This window comes from Candidatus Solirubrobacter pratensis (assembly GCF_000425945.1).
In the GTDB taxonomy this organism is placed as follows: Bacteria; Actinomycetota; Thermoleophilia; order Solirubrobacterales; family Solirubrobacteraceae; genus Solirubrobacter; species Solirubrobacter pratensis.
Genome location: NZ_AUEK01000029.1, coordinates 1 through 15,745 on the forward strand (window position 1 = coordinate 1; position 15,745 = coordinate 15,745).

Below are 15,745 nucleotides of genomic sequence, written 5' to 3' on the forward strand. Positions count from 1 at the left end.
CGCCGGGTGGTACGGGGACGGTGGTCAAGGACAACATCGTGTCGCGGATCGATGTGCCGGAGGGCAGTCAGTCTTATGGTGAGGAGAATTACAATCTGTTCACCAAGGCGAACGGTTCGGGGGCTTTTGACGTGCTCGGGACGCCGACGTTTGTCGGTGGGGCGCGGCCGGCTTCGCTGGATGGGTTTGCGCTGACGGCGACCTCGTTGGGTAAGGGCTCGGCGTCGGATGGCGGCGACCGTGGCGCCGCGGTCAACGCGTCCACGACCCCCACGCCGACGCCGACGCCGACGCCGACGCCGACGCCGACGCCGACGCCGACCCCGACACCGACGCCGACGCCGACCGCGACGCCCACGCGCACGCCGACGCCGACGCCCACTGCGACGCCGACGCCGACGCCGACGCCCACGCCCACGCCGACGCCGACGCCGACGAGGACGCCCACGCCGACGCCGACGCCCACCGCGACCCCCACGCCCGTCCCCGGCGTGCGGGCGGTCTGGACCGCGCCGGCGAACGTCCTCGTCGGCACGCCTGTCGTCCTCGACGGGACGCAGTCGACCGGCGACGGCGCGCTCACGTGCACGTGGTCGTTCGAGAACGCGACCGGCTCGATCGTCTGGGATACGGCGGACGGCTGCAAGCTGACGAAGACGTTCGAGTCCGCAGACACCAAGTACGTGCGGCTGATCGTCCGTGACTCCGGCGGCGACACCGGCTCGCTGGTGATGTCGTTCGTCGTCAGCGCCGCGCGCCCGACGCCGACGGCGACGGCGACCCCGGTGAAGACGCCCACGCCCACGCCGACGCCGACCGTCACTCCGACGCCCACGGCGACTCCGGTGAATACGCCGACGCCGACGCCGACCGTCACCGCGACGCCGACGGCGACTCCCACGCGGACGCCTACGCCCACCCCGACGGCGACGCCCACCCCGGCGCCGACCGCCACCCCGACCCCGACCCCCACCCCGCCGCCGGCCTGGCCGCCGTCGGCGCCCTCGATCTCGGCCCCCGCCGGCTACAGCTGGGTCAGCAGCTCGACGGTGACGTTCACGGGCACCGCGGCACCGGGCTCGGCGGTCGCCCTGCTCGAAGGCACCGCGACGGTGGCGACGACGACGGCCACCGCGGCCGGCACCTGGTCGCTGCAGGCTGTGGGCGTCAGCGACGGCGCGCACCTGTACAGCGCCCGCGCGTCGACTCTCGGCGGGACCTCGCCGGACTCGGCGATTCGCGTGATCCAGGTCGACACGAAGGCGCCCGCGGCTCCGGCGTTCAAGTCGCCGGCCGCCGGCAGCTCGGTGTCGAGCACGTTCACACTGACCGGCACCGGGGAGTCGGGCTCCACCCTCGAGCTCTTCGAGGACGGCGTCTCGCGCGGCACCGTCGCGGTGTCCGGCAGCGGCACGTGGACGCGCCAGCTGTCCGCCGTCTCGAGTGGCTCGCACGGCTACACGGCGCGGGCGACCGACATGGCCGGCAACGTCTCGCCGTTCACCGCGGTCTACTCGCTGCGCGTGAACTGACAGCGGCGATCCGGTGGCGGCGATGCGCTCGCCGTCACCGGACCCGGCCGGCGTCGCTCAGCTGCCGCGAAGCGCGACGAGCATCGCGGCCGCGTACCCGCGGGCGTAGCCGGGGCGGCGCATTCGCACGATCAGGTGGGTCGCGGAGTCGACGACGAGGCCGAGCCGCAGCAGGAAGGTCGCCGCCGGCCCGCCGTGCTTGCGGGCGTAGAGGATGCGGCTGCGGACCATCACGGTCAGCAGGCCGCTGCGCGGCGCCGAATGGCCGCCGCGATGGCTCACGCTCGCGCGCGGGTCATAGCGGATGCGCCAGCCGGCTGCGCGGATGCGCGCGCAGATGTCCATGTCCTCGCAGTAGAGGAAGAAGCCCTCGTCGAACCCGCCGATGGCGTCCAGCACCTCGCGGCGGACCAGCATGCAGGCGCCGGATACCCATTCCGGGTAGGCGACCCGCTCATACGCGTCGGCGGACGTGGCGATCTCGTTGGCCCAGGTCGCGCGCGGAAGGACGCGGTGCACGAACAGCGCCTGCGCCCACGTCGAGATCGGCCGCTGATAGCGGCGCACGCTCGGGATCAGGCTCCCGTCCTCGTTGAGCAGCCGGGGCCCGAGCAGGCCCACGTCGGGCTCGGCCTCGAGCGCCGCGACCATGCGCTCCAGCTCGCCGGGATTGACGCGCGCGTCCGGGTTCAGGAACAGCACCAGCGGCGCGTCGCCTGCGGCCGCGCCGAGGTTGCACCCGAACGAGAAGCCGCCGTTGCGGCCGGACTCGATCGCGTGCACCGGCAGGTCGGCGATCACCTCCAGCGAGGCGTCGGGCGAGGCGTTGTCGACGACGATCACCCGCACGCCGGGCGCGCCCGCGAGCGGCTCGACGCACTCGCGCAGCGTGTCGCGGCTGTTGTAGCTGACGATGACGACGTCGACCTTCATCGAGTGCTCCCGTGATTCGGCTGCAGCGCACCGAGCATCCGGCGCCTGAGCTCCGTGCGCGTGAACCTGCGGTACTCCGCGTCGGGCACCCGCTCGACGCGCCGCGCCGCCGCGCGGGCATAGCCGTAGACGAATGCGAGGCCCGAGACGCCGACGGGGCGCCGGCGACCGACCTTGAAACCACGCAGCAGGACCCACGGCACCGTGTAGTGCGCGATGTACGCGCACTCGCCGTGGCGAGCGTGCCCGCGAACCGTGCCGTCCGCGCTGCCGATCGGCCGGTGGTGCACTGACACGAGGTCGGTGAAGCTGTGGGTGCGGTACCCGCGCATGCGCGCGTAGGTCCCGTCGATCGTGTCCCAGCCGAGCCGCTCCTGAATGCCGCCGATCGCCTCGAAGCACTCGCGCTTGTAGCACTTGAGGGCGCCGTGCACGTGGATGCGGGGAATCTCGATGCTCCGGTGGCCGCCGTCGGCCATGGGCTCGATCAGCACCCCGCCGGCGAGCCCGAGCGTCGGGTCGGCTTCGAAGCGCGCCATCAGCTCGCGGAAGTAGTTGGGCGGCAGCTCGATGTCACCGTCGAGCTTCATCACGTGCGTGAAGTCGCTGAGGTCGTTGCCCGCGAGGCCGAGGTTGAAGGCGCGCGCCTCGACGGCGAGGGCGAGCCGGTCGCGGAGCGGCCCGGGGTGCGCAGGCGGCGCCTGCACGACCGTCAGGAACGGAATCTCGGTCTCGAGCCGCCGAAGGATGGCGAGCGTGTCGTCATCCGAACGGTCGTCGACGACGACCCAGCGCGCCGGCGGCAGCTCCTGCGCCGCCAGCGCCCGTGCGACCAGTTCGATGTGGGCCGCCTCGTTGCGGACCGGCGAGACGATCAGGATTCGATGCTCCACGCTCAACTCAACGCTCCGGCCCGCTGGTTGCTTCCGCGCGGCGGATGCCCAACGCGGTGGGGATTCGTACGGACAGACGGGTCAGCCGCTCGGGCAGGACGCGCTGCAGCGCCGTGACCAGATCACGCCAGGCCGCGCGGAACCCGATCCGCAGGATCGCGAGGTAGCCGGCGCCGCCGGCGGCGACGACCGCCGCCATCGTGATGACGGCGCCTGCGCCGGCATTGCGCAACGCCCACTGCGTCGGCCATGCGAGCGCGACGAGGCCTATGCACGAGATCACGGCAGGGGAGAGGTCCTCCCACAGGACGGCGATCGGGTTGCGCCCGTATCCGCGCATGAGCAGCTGGTAGGCGACGACGAGGAAGACCGTGTGGACGATCGACGCGGCACCGGCGACGGCCGCGATCCCGTGCGAGGACACCGCGAGCACGGCGACCACGTAGAACGCGAAGTGCGCGACGCCGAAGCCGAGCATCGCGCGGGCGCGCCCCGCGGCCTGAAGCGCCGAGCCGATCGCGTCCATCGTCAGCGTCGCCGCGCCGCCGGCGGCGAGGATCTGCGTCGGCAACACCGCCGCCTCCCACTGCGGCCCGAACAGCCACGGCACGGCGACCGGCGCCATGACGGCCAGGAGAGCCAGCAGCGGGAAGAGCACGACGCTGAGCAGCTGCACCATGCGATGGCGCAGCGCGAGCATCGCCTCGGGGCCTTCGGTGCGCGCCAGCACCGGGAAGGCCATCTGCGCCATCACCGCGCTGATCTTCTTCTGGTACTCGACCGCGAGCTGGTAGGCCCGGTAGTAGAAGCCCGCCTGCGTGGTCCCCAGCCGGGCGCCGATGATCGCGTAGTCGCCGTTGCGGAAGCCTGTCCAGGCGACGCATGCGAGCGCCGCGGGGCCGCCGTAGGGCAGCAGCTCGCGCGCCTCCTTCCGGTGCCAGCGCGGCAGCGGCGCGGGCGCGTAGTAGAGCGCCAGCGCCAGCGCGCAGGTCATGCCGACGAGGTTGCCGATCACGAGCGCGAGGGCGTCCAGCCCGGCGAGCGCGAGACCGATCGACGTGATCGCGCGCGTCGTCGTCATCGTCAGGTCGATCAGGCTCATGCGTCCGAACTCGAGCTTGCGGCGCATGACGGCCGTCGGCACCGCGAACAGGGCGCCGATCAAGAACCACGGCGTTGCCAGCATCACCAGCGACGCCGTCTCGTGGCCGAACACCGGGTCCACGATCACGTGCGCCGCGAGCAGCGCCACGAGTGCGAGCACGACGCCCAGCGCGAGGCTCAGCGACATCCCGGCCTCGAGGTGCCGCTTGCCGATCGTCCGGCGCTGGACGAGCGCTCCGCCGATGCCCTCCATCGGCAGCGTGAGCGCCAGCTCCTGGATGATCAGGACGAGGGCGAACATGCCGAAGGCGGCCGGCGGGATCAGGCGCGCGAGCGCCACCATCCCGGCCAGCAGCGAGATCTCGACGCCGATCCGCGCGTAGGTGATCCAGCGCAGGCCGCCGCTGACGGCCCGCGTCAGGTCCTCGTTGGACCGGACGTCGCTCGGCTCCGGCTGCTCCACGGTCCCGCTCACAGATCGCGGATGACGCGCGCGGGATTGCCGCCGGCGATGACGCCCGCGGGGATGGAGGAGGAGACGACCGAGCCGGCGCCGATCACCGAGTCCGCACCGATCGTGACGCCCTTGAGGATCCGCACGCCCATCCCGACGAAGACGTTCTCGCCGATCTCGACGGGCCCCATCTTCTGCACCCCGGTACGGCGGCGCTCCGGGTGAAGGTCGTGGAAGTTGCTGTCGAAGATCTCGATGTGCGCGCCGAAGAGTCCGTCGCGCCCGACCGAGATGCCCGCGCCCTCGCTCTTGAGCATCGAGTTGTTGTTGAACTCGACCCGGTCGCCCACCTCGATGCGCGCGTGCGGCCGCGAGACCTCGACGTAGCAATATCCGGTGTAGAACAGCGGCGAGGTCTTCCACCCGAACTGGACGTGCTCGCCGAGCACGACCTTCCCGGGGCCGACGAACAGGACCGGTTGCAGCGCGACCGGCGCGCCCTCCAGGCCGGGGCATGTCGAGAGGACCCGGTACTTCCAGATCCGCGGCTGCTGCGCGAGCGCCTCCACCGCGGGCCGCGCATAGCGCCGCGCGAGCCGCCGGTGCAGCGGCCGCCGGTCGGCCGTGGCCGGCGCAGGCTGGACGGCCCCGCTCAGCTCGGCGAGGGCGGCCTGCGCCTGCACGTTGCCAGGCTCGGCGTCGAGCACCATGCGATACAGGAGCTCCGCCTCTGCGACCCGTCCTCGGTTGACATGGTCGGCGGCCGCGGAGAGCGCCTGGCGCACGGGCCGCCGGGTGGAATGGGCATCTGTGCTCATCTGGCCCATCAACGAGGCGGCGAGCGCGGGACTTCTGCGACGGCGCCGGTGTGGAAGTCCGGGTCCGCATGCCGCGTTGATTCGGTCGAGGCGGGTGCGATCCCGGCCTTTGCGAATGCCGACCAAGCCGCTTCAATCCGTGATCGTCCGCCGGCTCGCCGGTGTCGCTGCCTGCGTGCTCGTCGCAGCCGTCGCAGCATTCGCCAGCACGCGCTCCTTGAGCATCTCGCCGCCGGGCATGGCGCCGCGGCAGTTCCAGGTCGCCGGTGCGCAGGCGCACGTGTTCCTCGACTCGCCGTCGCGCGTGGTCGGGAACGGGGCGGCGAACAGCAACGACTTCGACGCGTTGTGGCGGCGTGCGGTGCTGTTCGGCAATCTCGCCACGAGCGACCCGGTGCTCGAGTACGTGGGCCGCATCGCCGGGATCGACCCGCGCCAGATCGCGGGCGTCACGCGAATCACCGCGAACGTGCCAACGGTCATGACCGAGCCCGACAGCGAGCGCCGCGCCGACCAGATCGCCGCCGACCGCAAGCCGTACCGGCTCGACATCCAGCCGAGCCAGAACCTCTCCACGCTCAACGTGTTCACGCAGGCGCCGTCGGTGCCGGAGGCCCAGCGTCTGGCGGACGCGGTCGTGCCGGCCCTGACGCAGTATCTCCGGGACCTGGCGCTCAAGAAGGGCGCCGACCCGAGCTCTCAGGTTCAGCTGACCCAGACCGGGCCTGCGCGCGGCGGCATGCTCGGCAGCGGCAAGAAGATGGTCGCCGGGCTCACCTTCATGCTCGCGTTCGGGATCTCGGCGGCGCTGCTGGCGTTCATCTCGCGCCGCCGCAGGCGCCCAGGCCCGGCGATCGAGGAGCCGGACGAGGCGGAGCCCGAGCCCGCGGCTCCAGGGCGCCGGCTCTCGATCCTCGGGCGCCCCGCGGACCGGGGGCCGCTGCCGTCCGGATACGCGGCGGCGCTGGCCGCGCCGATGCCCGCGGTCGCGTTGAGGCGTCCTTCGCTCGCGCTGCCGCGCGTCCGTCGCACGACGCTCCGGCGGCGGCTGGTCGACGACTGGCCGCACACCACACGCCTGCTGCCGTGGACGCTCGCGGTGATGCTCGCCGTCATCTGGCTGGTGCCGTTCAACTCGATCGTGCTCAATGTCTCGCTGCCGATCGACCTCAAGTTCGACCGGCTCGTGCTCCCGTTCGTGGTGATCGCGTGGGTGCTGGGGCTCGCTCTCGGCGGCCGCGGCGCGCCGCGCGTGAAGCTCACCACGATCCACCTCACGATCGCCGCCGTGCTGATCGTGGCGTGCCTGAGCCTGATCCTCGATGCGAGCTACCTCAGCTTCAAGCTGGAGCTGCTGACCGGCATCAAGCGGCTGGTCCTGCTCGGGTCCTACGCGACGCTGTTCATCGTCGCGGCGAGCTCCGTCCGCTCCAGCGAGGTCCCGGCGTTCCTGAAGTACACGCTGCTGCTCGCGGTCGTGTGCGCGTTAGGGACCATCTGGGAGTACCGGTTCCACTACAACTTCTTCTACGAGATGTCGGCGAAGCTGCTCCCGGGGATCTTCCAGGTGAGCAACGACGCGGAGTCCTCGGCCGTGGACGAGATCGGCCGGCGCATCGTCCGCGGGCCGGCCGAGGTGCCGCTCGAGGCCGTCGCCATGATGGCGATGGCGCTGCCGATCGCGCTCGTCGGGATCCTGCACGCGAACGTCAAGAAGGAGCGCATCCTCTACGGCATCGCGGCCTGCATCCTGCTGGCCGCGATGATCTCGACCTTCCGCAAGAGCGCCTTCATGGCGCCGATCGCGGTCGTCCTGACGATCGGCTACTTCCGCCGTCGCGAGCTGCTGCGACTCACGCCGCTCCTGTTGGTGATGCTCGTGGTCCTGCACGTGGTGTCGCCAGGTGCGCTGGGGTCGATCGCGTTCCAGCTGCGAGGCGATCACCTGGACGTCAACACGGTCAACGATCGCACCTCCGACTACGACGCCGTCCGCCCCGACATCTGGTCGCACCCGGTGTTCGGCCGCGGATACGGCACCTACGAGCACAAGAGCTACCGGATCCTCGACATGGAGCTGTTGCGCGAGACCGTGGAGGTGGGCGCCGTCGGCGTCGCGGCGTACCTGCTGATGATCCTGTCGGTGATCGCGGTCGCCCGCGCTCCGATCCGGGCGCGAAGACCGCGCGACGCACCGGTCGCGCTCGTCGCGGCCGCCGCGGCGGTGGCCTTCCTCGTCGTGTCGACCCTATTCGACGTGATGTCGTTCCCCCACTGCCCATACATATTCCTGTGGATGGCGGCGATGCTCAGCGCCACCGTCACCGCCGACGATCCCGAACCGCCAGGAGAGCCTCAATGGAGCTCGTGAGAGCCTGCCGGGTGCTCGCGCGCCACCGGATCCTGCTGCTGCTCGGCGCGCTCGCCGCGGGTGTCGCCGCGCTGAGCGCGCTCGGCGTGGTGCCCGCCGGTCCCGGAGGGGCGCCGGTGCAGACCGCCGGGGCCGCGCGGACGCGGTTGCTGATCGATACGCCGAACTCCCTCATCACCGACCTGCGCGCCCGGGCGGACATCATCGGGCCTCAGGCCGCGCTCCTCGGCGACCTGCTGGCAGCACCGCAGCAGAGCGACGCGATCGAGCGCGACGCCGGCCTGCAGAAGGGATCGCTCGTGGTCCTGCGGCCGCCGCTCACCGCGCCGGTCGCGCCGAGCACGCTCGACGAGGACGCCGCCGCCGTCGCCGGAGCGGCGGGAGTGTCAACGCTCACCATCACCACCTCGACGGCGCTGCCGATCGTCACGCTCAACGCCGTCGCGCCGACGCGGGCCGATGCCGCCCGCCTCACGGCGACGGCCGCGAAGGCGCTGGCGGCGGTCGCCGCGAGCCGGGCGCCGGATCCCGCGAGCGCGTTCACCGTCCGCCCGCTCGGCGGCGTGCGCTCGATCGCCATCACCGCGGGCGGCGGATCGCGCATCCCGGTCGCGGTGGTCGCGGGCGTCATGACGTTCCTCTTCTGGTGCGGCGGGATGATCGTCGCGCTGGGGCTCCTGCGCGCGCTGCGCACCCCGCCCCGCACGGCGCCCGCGAAGGCGGTGAGCTGAGCCGTGCGCCGCCGCCAGGCGTTGATGATCGGCATTCCGTTCGCGTTGTTCGCGGCGTGGCTCGTCGCCGCGCTGCTCGGCTCCGGGGAGCCGCCCGCGCGCTCGGCGACCACGGCGCCGGCCGCGCTCGAGAAGGCGGCGATACCCGCGCGGCCCGGAACCCTCGCGGGCGTGTTCGCGATGGCGCGCGCGGGCGACGTGATCGAGCTCGCCGCCGGCGACTATGGGACCTTCAAGGGCGGCTTCAAGAACGGCCGCGTCGTGCTGCGTCCGGCCCCAGGCGCCGTCGCGAGGCTCGCCGTGGCCTTCGATTCGGTCGCCAACGTCACGCTTCAGGGGCTGACGATCACCGACCTCGAGATCCGCGGCCGCGGCACCCGCAACATCACGGTGCGCGACAGCCGCTTCGACCGTTCCCAGGCCGTGATCTACACGCGCGACCTCGTCAACGCGAACGTGCTCTTCGAGCACAACGTCCACGAGGACTTCGTCAAGTGCGCGCGGTGCTACGAGGGGCGTGTCGAGCTCGTCGACCACGGGCGCCGGACATCGGGCGTGACGATCCGCGACAGCGTCTTCCGCGGCGGCAACTCCGACGGGATCCAGAACGGCGGCAACGGCGTCCGGATCCTCTCGAACACGTTCAGCGGCATCCACCAGGTCGACGGGAGCAAGGGCGTCCACGCGGACGCCATCCAGCTCTTCGGATCGCTTCGGACCGTCATCCGCGGCAACCGCATGCAGGACGTGGCGACGGGGATCATGGCGCCCGACGGCGCCGACCACGAGCTGATCGAGGACAACAGCATCGGCACCGCGGGGTATCCCTACGCGATCACGCTCGGCGGCGACCGCGGCTCGGTCGTGCGCGGGAACCGCCTCGCGCCGGGCAGCTGCGACTACGGCCTGCCGTGCGGAACGCTGCGGATCATGCGCAGCAACCGCGGGCGTCCCAGCCGCGGCACCGTCGTCGAGCAGAACGTCTTCGGCAAGCTCGACGTCGAAGGCGGGTCGCGCCTCGCTTCGCGGGGCAGCAACCAGGTCCAGGGCTAGCCGCTCAGATGCCGCGCGCCTGCCAGCGCAGGCGATCGGCCTTGAGCCGGAGCCGGTGCGCGGCGCCGGTGGCCAGGAACGGCGGGAACCAGCCGGAGCGGCCGGCGCCGATCATGCGACGCAGACGCAACCCGCGCCATTCGCGCAGGCGCGCGGCGTCCGGGTAGACGTCGAAGGCGAACGCGACCAGCTCGCCGACCGGGTCCGGACCGTCGACGCGCCCCTGGTCGACCGCGCGGCTGGCGCGCCACAGTGCCTGCCGGGCCAGCGCGCGGCCGGCGGTCGCGCGCAGGCCGGCGGCACCGGGCAGCGCGGGGGCGACCTCGAAGAAGGCGTCGAACGCGGCGCGCCGCTCGCTCAGGTCCACCATCGTCCCGCCCTGGTTGCGCAGCATGCTCCCCGGGTGGATGCGATAGATGGCCTGGGGGATGCCGCGCACGTAGGCGATGTCGGATACCGCGGCGATCCGCAGCCAGAGGTTGAGGTCGCTCGTGTGCGTGCAGCGCGGGTCGTATCCGCCGACCTGGCGGTGCACCGACGTGCGTACGACGACCTCCGGCGAGGAGATGCAGTTGTGGCCCGTGCGGCAGCGCAGGCGGATCCACTCGGCGCCGTCGTGGATGTCGGTGGCGGCCCAGCGGCCGGAGGGCACCGGCATCGGCTTGCCGGCGTAGGCATACAGCGGCCGCCCGTAGACCATCCCGACGCGCGGGTTGCGCTCCATCACCTGCGTCGCCCGCTGCAGGGAGCCGGGGACCAGCAGGTCGTCGGCCGAAAGGAGGACGACGTAGTCGCCGTCGGCCCATTCGAGGCCGGCGTTCGCCGTCGCGATCAACCCGCGGTTGGTCTCGTTGCGGCGGTACTCGACGCGCGGGTGCTGCGCCGCGAGGCGGCTCGCCACCGCCGGGGTGTCGTCCGGCGAGCAGTCGTCGAGGATGAGAACGCGGACCTCGACGCCGGCCTGCGAGAGCACGCTGTCGACGCAGCCTTCAAGGATTTCCGCGTACCGGTAGCACGGGACGATCACGCTGACCGTCGGGAGGCTCATACGGTGAGGGTCTTCGCTTGCGCGGCGGTCACCACGCGCCGCACGATGCTCTCGACCTGCCGCCCGGCCGCCTCCCACGAGGCTCCCTGGACGCTGGCCGCGGCTTGGACCGCCGTCGCCGCGCGGTCCGCGGCGGGACGCTCGACGAGCGCGGACAGCGCGTTCGCGAGCTCGAACGGCGTCGCAGGCGCGTACGCGACGTGCGGATTGTCCAGCACGATGCGGTTCTGCTCGGCGTCGTTGACGACCGGGATGCAGCCGGCGGCGAGCATCTCGTGCGGCACGAGCGAGACGTTGGTCGCCGACAGCGTCAGCCCCGCGATGCAGCGGTTGTAGAGCGCGTTGAGCTCGTCGGGGGTCAGCAGCCCGTGGTCGATGGCGCGGAACGGCAGGCGCCCGGCCGGCTGCCCGAAGAGGTGGATGTCGACGTCCGGATGGCGCGTGGCGAACAGGTCCAGCGCCACCATCGCGAGCTCGTACGCGCGCCTCGGCGTCTCGGGGCGGCAGTAGTAACAGACGCCGGTGCGGGCATGCTCGGCGCCAGGCCCGCGGTCGAGCGCGTAGCGATCCGAGTCCGAGCCGAAGTCGAAGTGATCGGCGGGCATCCCGTACTCGCTGCGGAGCCGCTCGGCGAGCCAGCGGCCCGCGGTCACGCCGTGGAAGCCGAACCGGTACGTCGCCTCGGCCATCAGCGTCTCGCTGCCGGCTGCGTAGAACAGCGGTTCGAAGTCCTGAACGAGGTAGAACCGAGAGCCCTTGGCCGGGGAGGCGAGCACGGGGTAGGCGGTCAGCCAGGCGGTCGCGAAGATCGCGTGGCAGTCCTCGATGCCCGAGGCGAGATCGCGCACCTGGGCCTTGACCTGCGGCCACCACCGGCGGATCGTCCGCTCGTGCTGCTCGAGCGCCCAGCCGTGCTGGTCATGCAGGTAGATCACGCACGTGTGGCCGGCGGCCTCCAGCGCACTCAGCATGCGGAACATCGTCGTATGCCCGCCGGAGCCGGCGGCGGGCGGCACGAACACCCACGCCACGGTCATCGGCTCGCCTTCGGCCAGCGGCGCGGGCTCGGGCAGCTTCCACCCGGCGGCGGCGATCTCCGCGGCGCGCAAGAGGTCCGAGCGCGCGACCGGCAGCGTCCCATAGCCCGCGGGCGCGAGCGCGTCCGCGGCGCGCCGGAACGTCCGGGCGGCGATGGCCTTGCCGCCCTCGCTGCGCATCAGCCGGCCGGTCTGACGGGCCCGCTCGATCATGCTCGGGCTCACGTCTGCGCCTCCGCGACGGCGTGCGCCTCGAGCGAGCGGGCCTCGCCCCAGCCGCGCCGCACGCGGCCGGCGAACAGCGTCACGGCGCAGCACAGCGCGAACACGAAGCAGAAGGACAGGACCAGCGCTTGCAAGCGGACTCCTTGGTTGATCACGACGCCCTGCGCGCGGCCGAGCTGCGTCAGGCGCGGCTGCGCGTCACCGCTGAGTCCCTGGACGTCGCCCGCCTCGACGGCGAGGTAGTCGCGCAGCCCGTCGACGGCGCCGTTGGCGAGCTCCTGCGCCGCCTTGGCGTTGGGCGCCTGGGCGGAGACGTCGACGATCGGCACGGTCGGGTTCGCCTGGATGTTCAGCCGATACTGGTCGGTCGACTTGAACAGGTCGCTCTGCCGCTTCTGCTCGCCCTCGGAGGCGAGCGGGCGCGGGAAGTCGGGCGTCAGCGGGGTGGTCGCCCGGATCACGCTGGCGGGGACGTGCGCGCGCCGCGCGATGTACTCGCGCACGGGGGCGCTCGCCATCAGGTTGCCGAGCAGCACGCCCCGTGCGGTCAGCGAGTCGAAGTCGCCGGTGCCGTAGCGGATGTCGAGCACGAGCGACTTGGACGTGTCGACGAGCACGCGCGTCGAGGCCGTCCCCATCTCGAGATCGCGCGGAGCGATCGCCGGCGGGAAGAGGCTCACCTTGTAGGTCACCGACAGGGCGACGAAGGCCGCGAGCAGGAAGCTGAGCGCGACGCCCACGCGCAGGCGCGCAAGCTCGCGAAGATGCATGCCGAGTTGCATAGGCTGTCGGCTCACTAACGCGGGCCCGGCGCGATCGCTTCCGCGTGAGCGGAAACGTTCGGGCCGCCGGACCGTTGGTCAGGGACATGAACTCCCACCGGACCTCCGTCGCGGTGCTCCCGGGCCAGGCGCTGTCGGCCCGGCCGCGACTGTTCGCCGCCCTGGCCGCCGCCTTCGAGATCGTCTTCGAGCCGTGGACGCCGGACGCGCGGCCCGCGGCGGTGCTGTCGCTCGGTGGCGCGGCGCCGGCCGAGCTCGCTTCGCTGCGCGCTCCGGTGCTGGCGTTCGCGGACGGCAGGGAGAACGGCGGCGAGCGGTTCGAGGTCCTCGCGCACGCGCGCGTGGACCGTCGTGTTCGCGGGCTCGCGCTCGAGGATCGCCTGGCCGGTGAGGAGATCGAAGACGACGAGGTGCTGGCCGTGTCGGGCGGCAGGGCCGTCTGGACCCGCTCGAACGGGACGGCGCCGGTGCAGCGGCTGCGCGCGCGGCTGCCCGAACTTGCCGAGGACGAGCTCCTGTTCAACGCGCTCTCGGCGCGCCCGTTGGCGTTCGTCGCGCTGATCCAGTTCCTGCGCGAGCTCACGGCCCCCGGCGGGTGGACGCCTCCACCGTTGCGGGCCTCGATCGTGTTCGACGATCCGAACGTGCGCTGGCGGCGGTATGGGTTCATCGACTACCGCGAGCTGGTCGCGCACGCCGATCGCCACGACTACCACGCCGTGATGGCGATGATCCCGATCGATGCCGCATGGGCGCACGGACCGACCGTCGAGCTCTTCCGGCGCCGGCGCGATCGCCTGTCGCTCGTGTTCCACGGCAACGACCATGTCAAGCGCGAGCTGATGCGGCCGCCCACGCGCGATGCGGCGCTGTCGCTGCTGAGCCAGGCGCTGCGCCGGGTCGAGCGCTTCGAGCGCAGGACGCGGCTCGCCGTCGACCGGGTGATGATGCCTCCGCACGGCATGGCGGCGCGGACGATGGCGCAGGCGCTCGCCGCGCTCGGCTTCGACTCGCTGTGCGCGATCCATCCGCTTCCGTGGACGGAGACGCCTCCCGGCGAGCAGCCGCTGGTCGGCTGGCGGCCGGGAGAGTTCGTCGACGGCTGCGCGGTGATCCCGCGGATCCCGCTGTCGTCGTCGCGCTCGGACATCGCGTTGCGCGCGTTCATGGACCATCCGGTCGTCCTCTATGGGCACCACGACGATCTCGCCGACGGCCTCGATGTGCTCGCCACGGCCGCGGACGCGGTCAACGGGCTCGGCGACGTCCGTTGGATCCCGTCGGAGGAGATCGCGGCGAGCAACTACGCGCTGCGCCTCGACGGCGAGACCGCGACGGTCCGGCCGTACGCCCGGCGGATCCAGGTGCAGCTGCCGGCCGGCGCGACCGAGCTCCGCGTCCAAGCTCCCGACGCGGCGCTCGACGCCGCCGCGCTGACGGGCTGGTCGAGCGGCGCGGACTCGCGGCGCGCGTTCGGCGACGCCTCCGGCGCCGGGCCGGATCGCCGGCTCGAGCTGCGACTGCACGCGCGCGACGCGGCCGACGCGACGTCCATCGCGCTGCCGCCGTGGCGCCCCTGGCCCCGCCTGCGGCGCACCGCGACCGAGGTGCGCGACCGCATGCTCCCGTTGCGCCCGCGCCGTTCCTGAGCGCTTTCTCCAGCCCCGGACGTTCGGCCTAGGGTGCTGACCCTCGGGCCGGCCCCCTAGCCGTTCGACGGCGCCTCGCCCGGCGTCCGCGGCGCCGCCGCGGGCGACGCCGCGCGGCCGCGCCGATCCTCGCGCGAATCTTTGTGTGGCGAACCGGCCGCTTAGGGGTACCAGCGGCTCGCGAAGCGGCGCCGCGGTGCCGCGGGGTCAGGGAGGCCCGCGAGGCAGGTTTCAGCTCTTCGAGCGATCTGTCGATACGGGGTACATCGGTCAGGATGGCGACATCGGCGCAGGCCTCAGCGCGTTGCGGTGTCGCGCGAACAGTCCAAGGAGTGAATCGTGCTGTCTTTTGCGCCGCGTGCGCGACGCTGGTCGTCGTGCGCGCTCGTCGGTCTCGTCGTCGCGGTAGGGTCACCTGCGACAGCACATGCTGCTGATCTTCATGCGACGCCGTCGTCGTTTGCGAGTGTGTTCGGTTCGGCGTCGACGGGTGATCGGGTGTTGTTGGCTGCTGGGTCGTATGGGACGTTTCGGGGGGCGTTGAAGTCAGGGAATGTGACGGTGATGCCGGAGCCGGGCGCGGTGGCGTCGATGGCGTTGAGTTTTAATCCGGCGTCGAATATCACGATTGATGGGTTGAAGATAACCGGGTCTGAGATGAGTGATGCTCGGACGAAGAACATCACGGTCCGGAACAGTTCGTTTGATAATGCGCAGGCGGTGTTTCGGACGGGGTATCTGCAGAACGCGAATATCGTGTTTGATCACAATACGCATATCGGGTGGAATGCGTGTTCGTCGTGTGGGGAGGGGCGGGTGTGGTTTCCGGAGCGGACGGCGCAGCCGGCGGGGATCACGATTCAGAACAGTTTGTTCTCGGGTGGGAATTCGGATGGGATTCAGAATGGTGGTAACGGGGTTCAGATTCTGAATAACACGTTCATGGATATGCATCAGACGGATGGGGCGTCGGGGGGGCATGTCGATGGGATTCAGTTGTATGGGTCGAAGAACACGGTGATTCGCGGGAATTTCTTTTATAACGTGCCGGATTCGGTGGCGGCGTGGGATGGTTCTGATCATGAGATGATCGAGGACAACGTTGTGGTCACGGA

At 71.6% G+C, this 15,745-nt stretch carries 14 protein-coding genes; 6 read left to right on the plus strand and 8 right to left on the minus strand.

Annotated features, from left to right (window positions below; all coding sequences use genetic code 11):
• Positions 1 to 88: 88 nt before the first annotated feature.
• Positions 89 to 466: a hypothetical protein gene (locus tag H958_RS46745; RefSeq protein ID WP_156028246.1), complete on the minus strand. Its 378-nt coding sequence runs from the start codon at positions 464 to 466 to the stop codon at positions 89 to 91.
• 25 nt (positions 467 to 491) lie between these two features.
• On the opposite strand from H958_RS46745, the gene H958_RS46750 reads away from it, so the two are divergent.
• Positions 492 to 1,532: an Ig-like domain-containing protein gene (locus H958_RS46750; protein ID WP_156028247.1), complete on the plus strand. Its 1,041-nt coding sequence runs from the start codon at positions 492 to 494 to the stop codon at positions 1,530 to 1,532.
• A gap of 57 nt (positions 1,533 to 1,589) precedes the next feature.
• Here H958_RS46750 and H958_RS40020 read toward each other — a convergent pair whose 3' ends face one another.
• From H958_RS40020 to H958_RS48485, 4 genes are read right to left on the minus strand one after another with little or no spacing between them, the layout of a single operon-like run.
• Positions 1,590 to 2,465 (minus strand): glycosyltransferase family 2 protein, encoded by an 876-nt coding sequence (locus H958_RS40020; protein ID WP_051324758.1) that lies wholly within the window; start codon positions 2,463 to 2,465, stop codon positions 1,590 to 1,592.
• Positions 2,462 to 3,358, minus strand: a complete 897-nt coding sequence (locus H958_RS40025; RefSeq protein WP_196807536.1) for a glycosyltransferase — start codon at positions 3,356 to 3,358, stop codon at positions 2,462 to 2,464. The genes H958_RS40020 and H958_RS40025 overlap by 4 nt, the downstream gene beginning before the upstream one ends.
• Before the next feature lie 7 nt (positions 3,359 to 3,365).
• Complete coding sequence (locus H958_RS0124300) at positions 3,366 to 4,937, minus strand: oligosaccharide flippase family protein (RefSeq protein ID WP_028060550.1); 1,572 nt, start codon at positions 4,935 to 4,937, stop codon at positions 3,366 to 3,368.
• The gene (locus tag H958_RS48485; RefSeq protein WP_231379363.1) at positions 4,934 to 5,734 is read right to left on the minus strand and encodes a DapH/DapD/GlmU-related protein; all 801 of its coding nucleotides are present in this window, start codon (positions 5,732 to 5,734) and stop codon (positions 4,934 to 4,936) included. The genes H958_RS0124300 and H958_RS48485 overlap by 4 nt, the downstream gene beginning before the upstream one ends.
• A gap of 139 nt (positions 5,735 to 5,873) precedes the next feature.
• Between H958_RS48485 and H958_RS0124310 the strand changes: the two genes are divergently transcribed.
• The 3 genes from H958_RS0124310 to H958_RS40030 are packed head-to-tail and all read left to right on the plus strand — an operon-like array spanning position 5,874 to position 9,889.
• Complete coding sequence (locus tag H958_RS0124310) at positions 5,874 to 8,105, plus strand: O-antigen ligase family protein (RefSeq protein ID WP_156028248.1); 2,232 nt, start codon at positions 5,874 to 5,876, stop codon at positions 8,103 to 8,105.
• On the plus strand, positions 8,093 to 8,836 hold the full coding sequence (locus H958_RS0124315; protein WP_028060553.1) for a hypothetical protein: 744 nt from the start codon (positions 8,093 to 8,095) through the stop codon (positions 8,834 to 8,836). Before H958_RS0124310 ends, H958_RS0124315 begins: the two co-directional genes overlap by 13 nt.
• A 3-nt stretch (positions 8,837 to 8,839) precedes the next feature.
• Complete coding sequence (locus H958_RS40030) at positions 8,840 to 9,889, plus strand: right-handed parallel beta-helix repeat-containing protein (RefSeq protein ID WP_051324760.1); 1,050 nt, start codon at positions 8,840 to 8,842, stop codon at positions 9,887 to 9,889.
• Between the two features lie 4 nt (positions 9,890 to 9,893).
• Here H958_RS40030 and H958_RS0124325 read toward each other — a convergent pair whose 3' ends face one another.
• Genes H958_RS0124325 through H958_RS0124335 form a run of 3 tightly spaced genes read right to left on the minus strand, consistent with a single transcriptional unit; the run spans position 9,894 to position 12,969 of the window.
• A complete protein-coding gene (locus H958_RS0124325) occupies positions 9,894 to 10,937 on the minus strand; it encodes a glycosyltransferase family 2 protein (RefSeq protein ID WP_028060554.1) in 1,044 nt (347 codons plus the stop codon).
• Complete coding sequence (locus H958_RS0124330) at positions 10,934 to 12,199, minus strand: rhamnosyltransferase WsaF family glycosyltransferase (protein ID WP_196807537.1); 1,266 nt, start codon at positions 12,197 to 12,199, stop codon at positions 10,934 to 10,936. The genes H958_RS0124325 and H958_RS0124330 overlap by 4 nt, the downstream gene beginning before the upstream one ends.
• Positions 12,196 to 12,969, minus strand: a complete 774-nt coding sequence (locus H958_RS0124335) for a hypothetical protein (protein WP_156028249.1) — start codon at positions 12,967 to 12,969, stop codon at positions 12,196 to 12,198. The genes H958_RS0124330 and H958_RS0124335 overlap by 4 nt, the downstream gene beginning before the upstream one ends.
• A 98-nt stretch (positions 12,970 to 13,067) precedes the next feature.
• On the opposite strand from H958_RS0124335, the gene H958_RS0124340 reads away from it, so the two are divergent.
• A complete protein-coding gene (locus tag H958_RS0124340) occupies positions 13,068 to 14,630 on the plus strand; it encodes a hypothetical protein (protein WP_028060557.1) in 1,563 nt (520 codons plus the stop codon).
• Positions 14,631 to 14,969: 339 nt separating this feature from the next.
• On the plus strand, positions 14,970 to 15,745 hold a 776-nt coding region (locus H958_RS46755; protein ID WP_196807538.1), incomplete at its 3' end, for a NosD domain-containing protein.

Coding starts and splice junctions, on each gene's coding strand:
- H958_RS40020 (WP_051324758.1), bottom strand. CDS start 2,465: ATGAAGGTCGACGTCGTCATCGTCAGCTACAACAGCCGCGACACGCTG.
- H958_RS48485 (WP_231379363.1), bottom strand. CDS start 5,734: ATGAGCACAGATGCCCATTCCACCCGGCGGCCCGTGCGCCAGGCGCTC.
- H958_RS0124315 (WP_028060553.1), top strand. CDS start 8,093: ATGGAGCTCGTGAGAGCCTGCCGGGTGCTCGCGCGCCACCGGATCCTG.
- H958_RS0124325 (WP_028060554.1), bottom strand. CDS start 10,937: ATGAGCCTCCCGACGGTCAGCGTGATCGTCCCGTGCTACCGGTACGCG.
- H958_RS0124335 (WP_156028249.1), bottom strand. CDS start 12,969: ATGCATCTTCGCGAGCTTGCGCGCCTGCGCGTGGGCGTCGCGCTCAGC.
- H958_RS0124340 (WP_028060557.1), top strand. CDS start 13,068: ATGAACTCCCACCGGACCTCCGTCGCGGTGCTCCCGGGCCAGGCGCTG.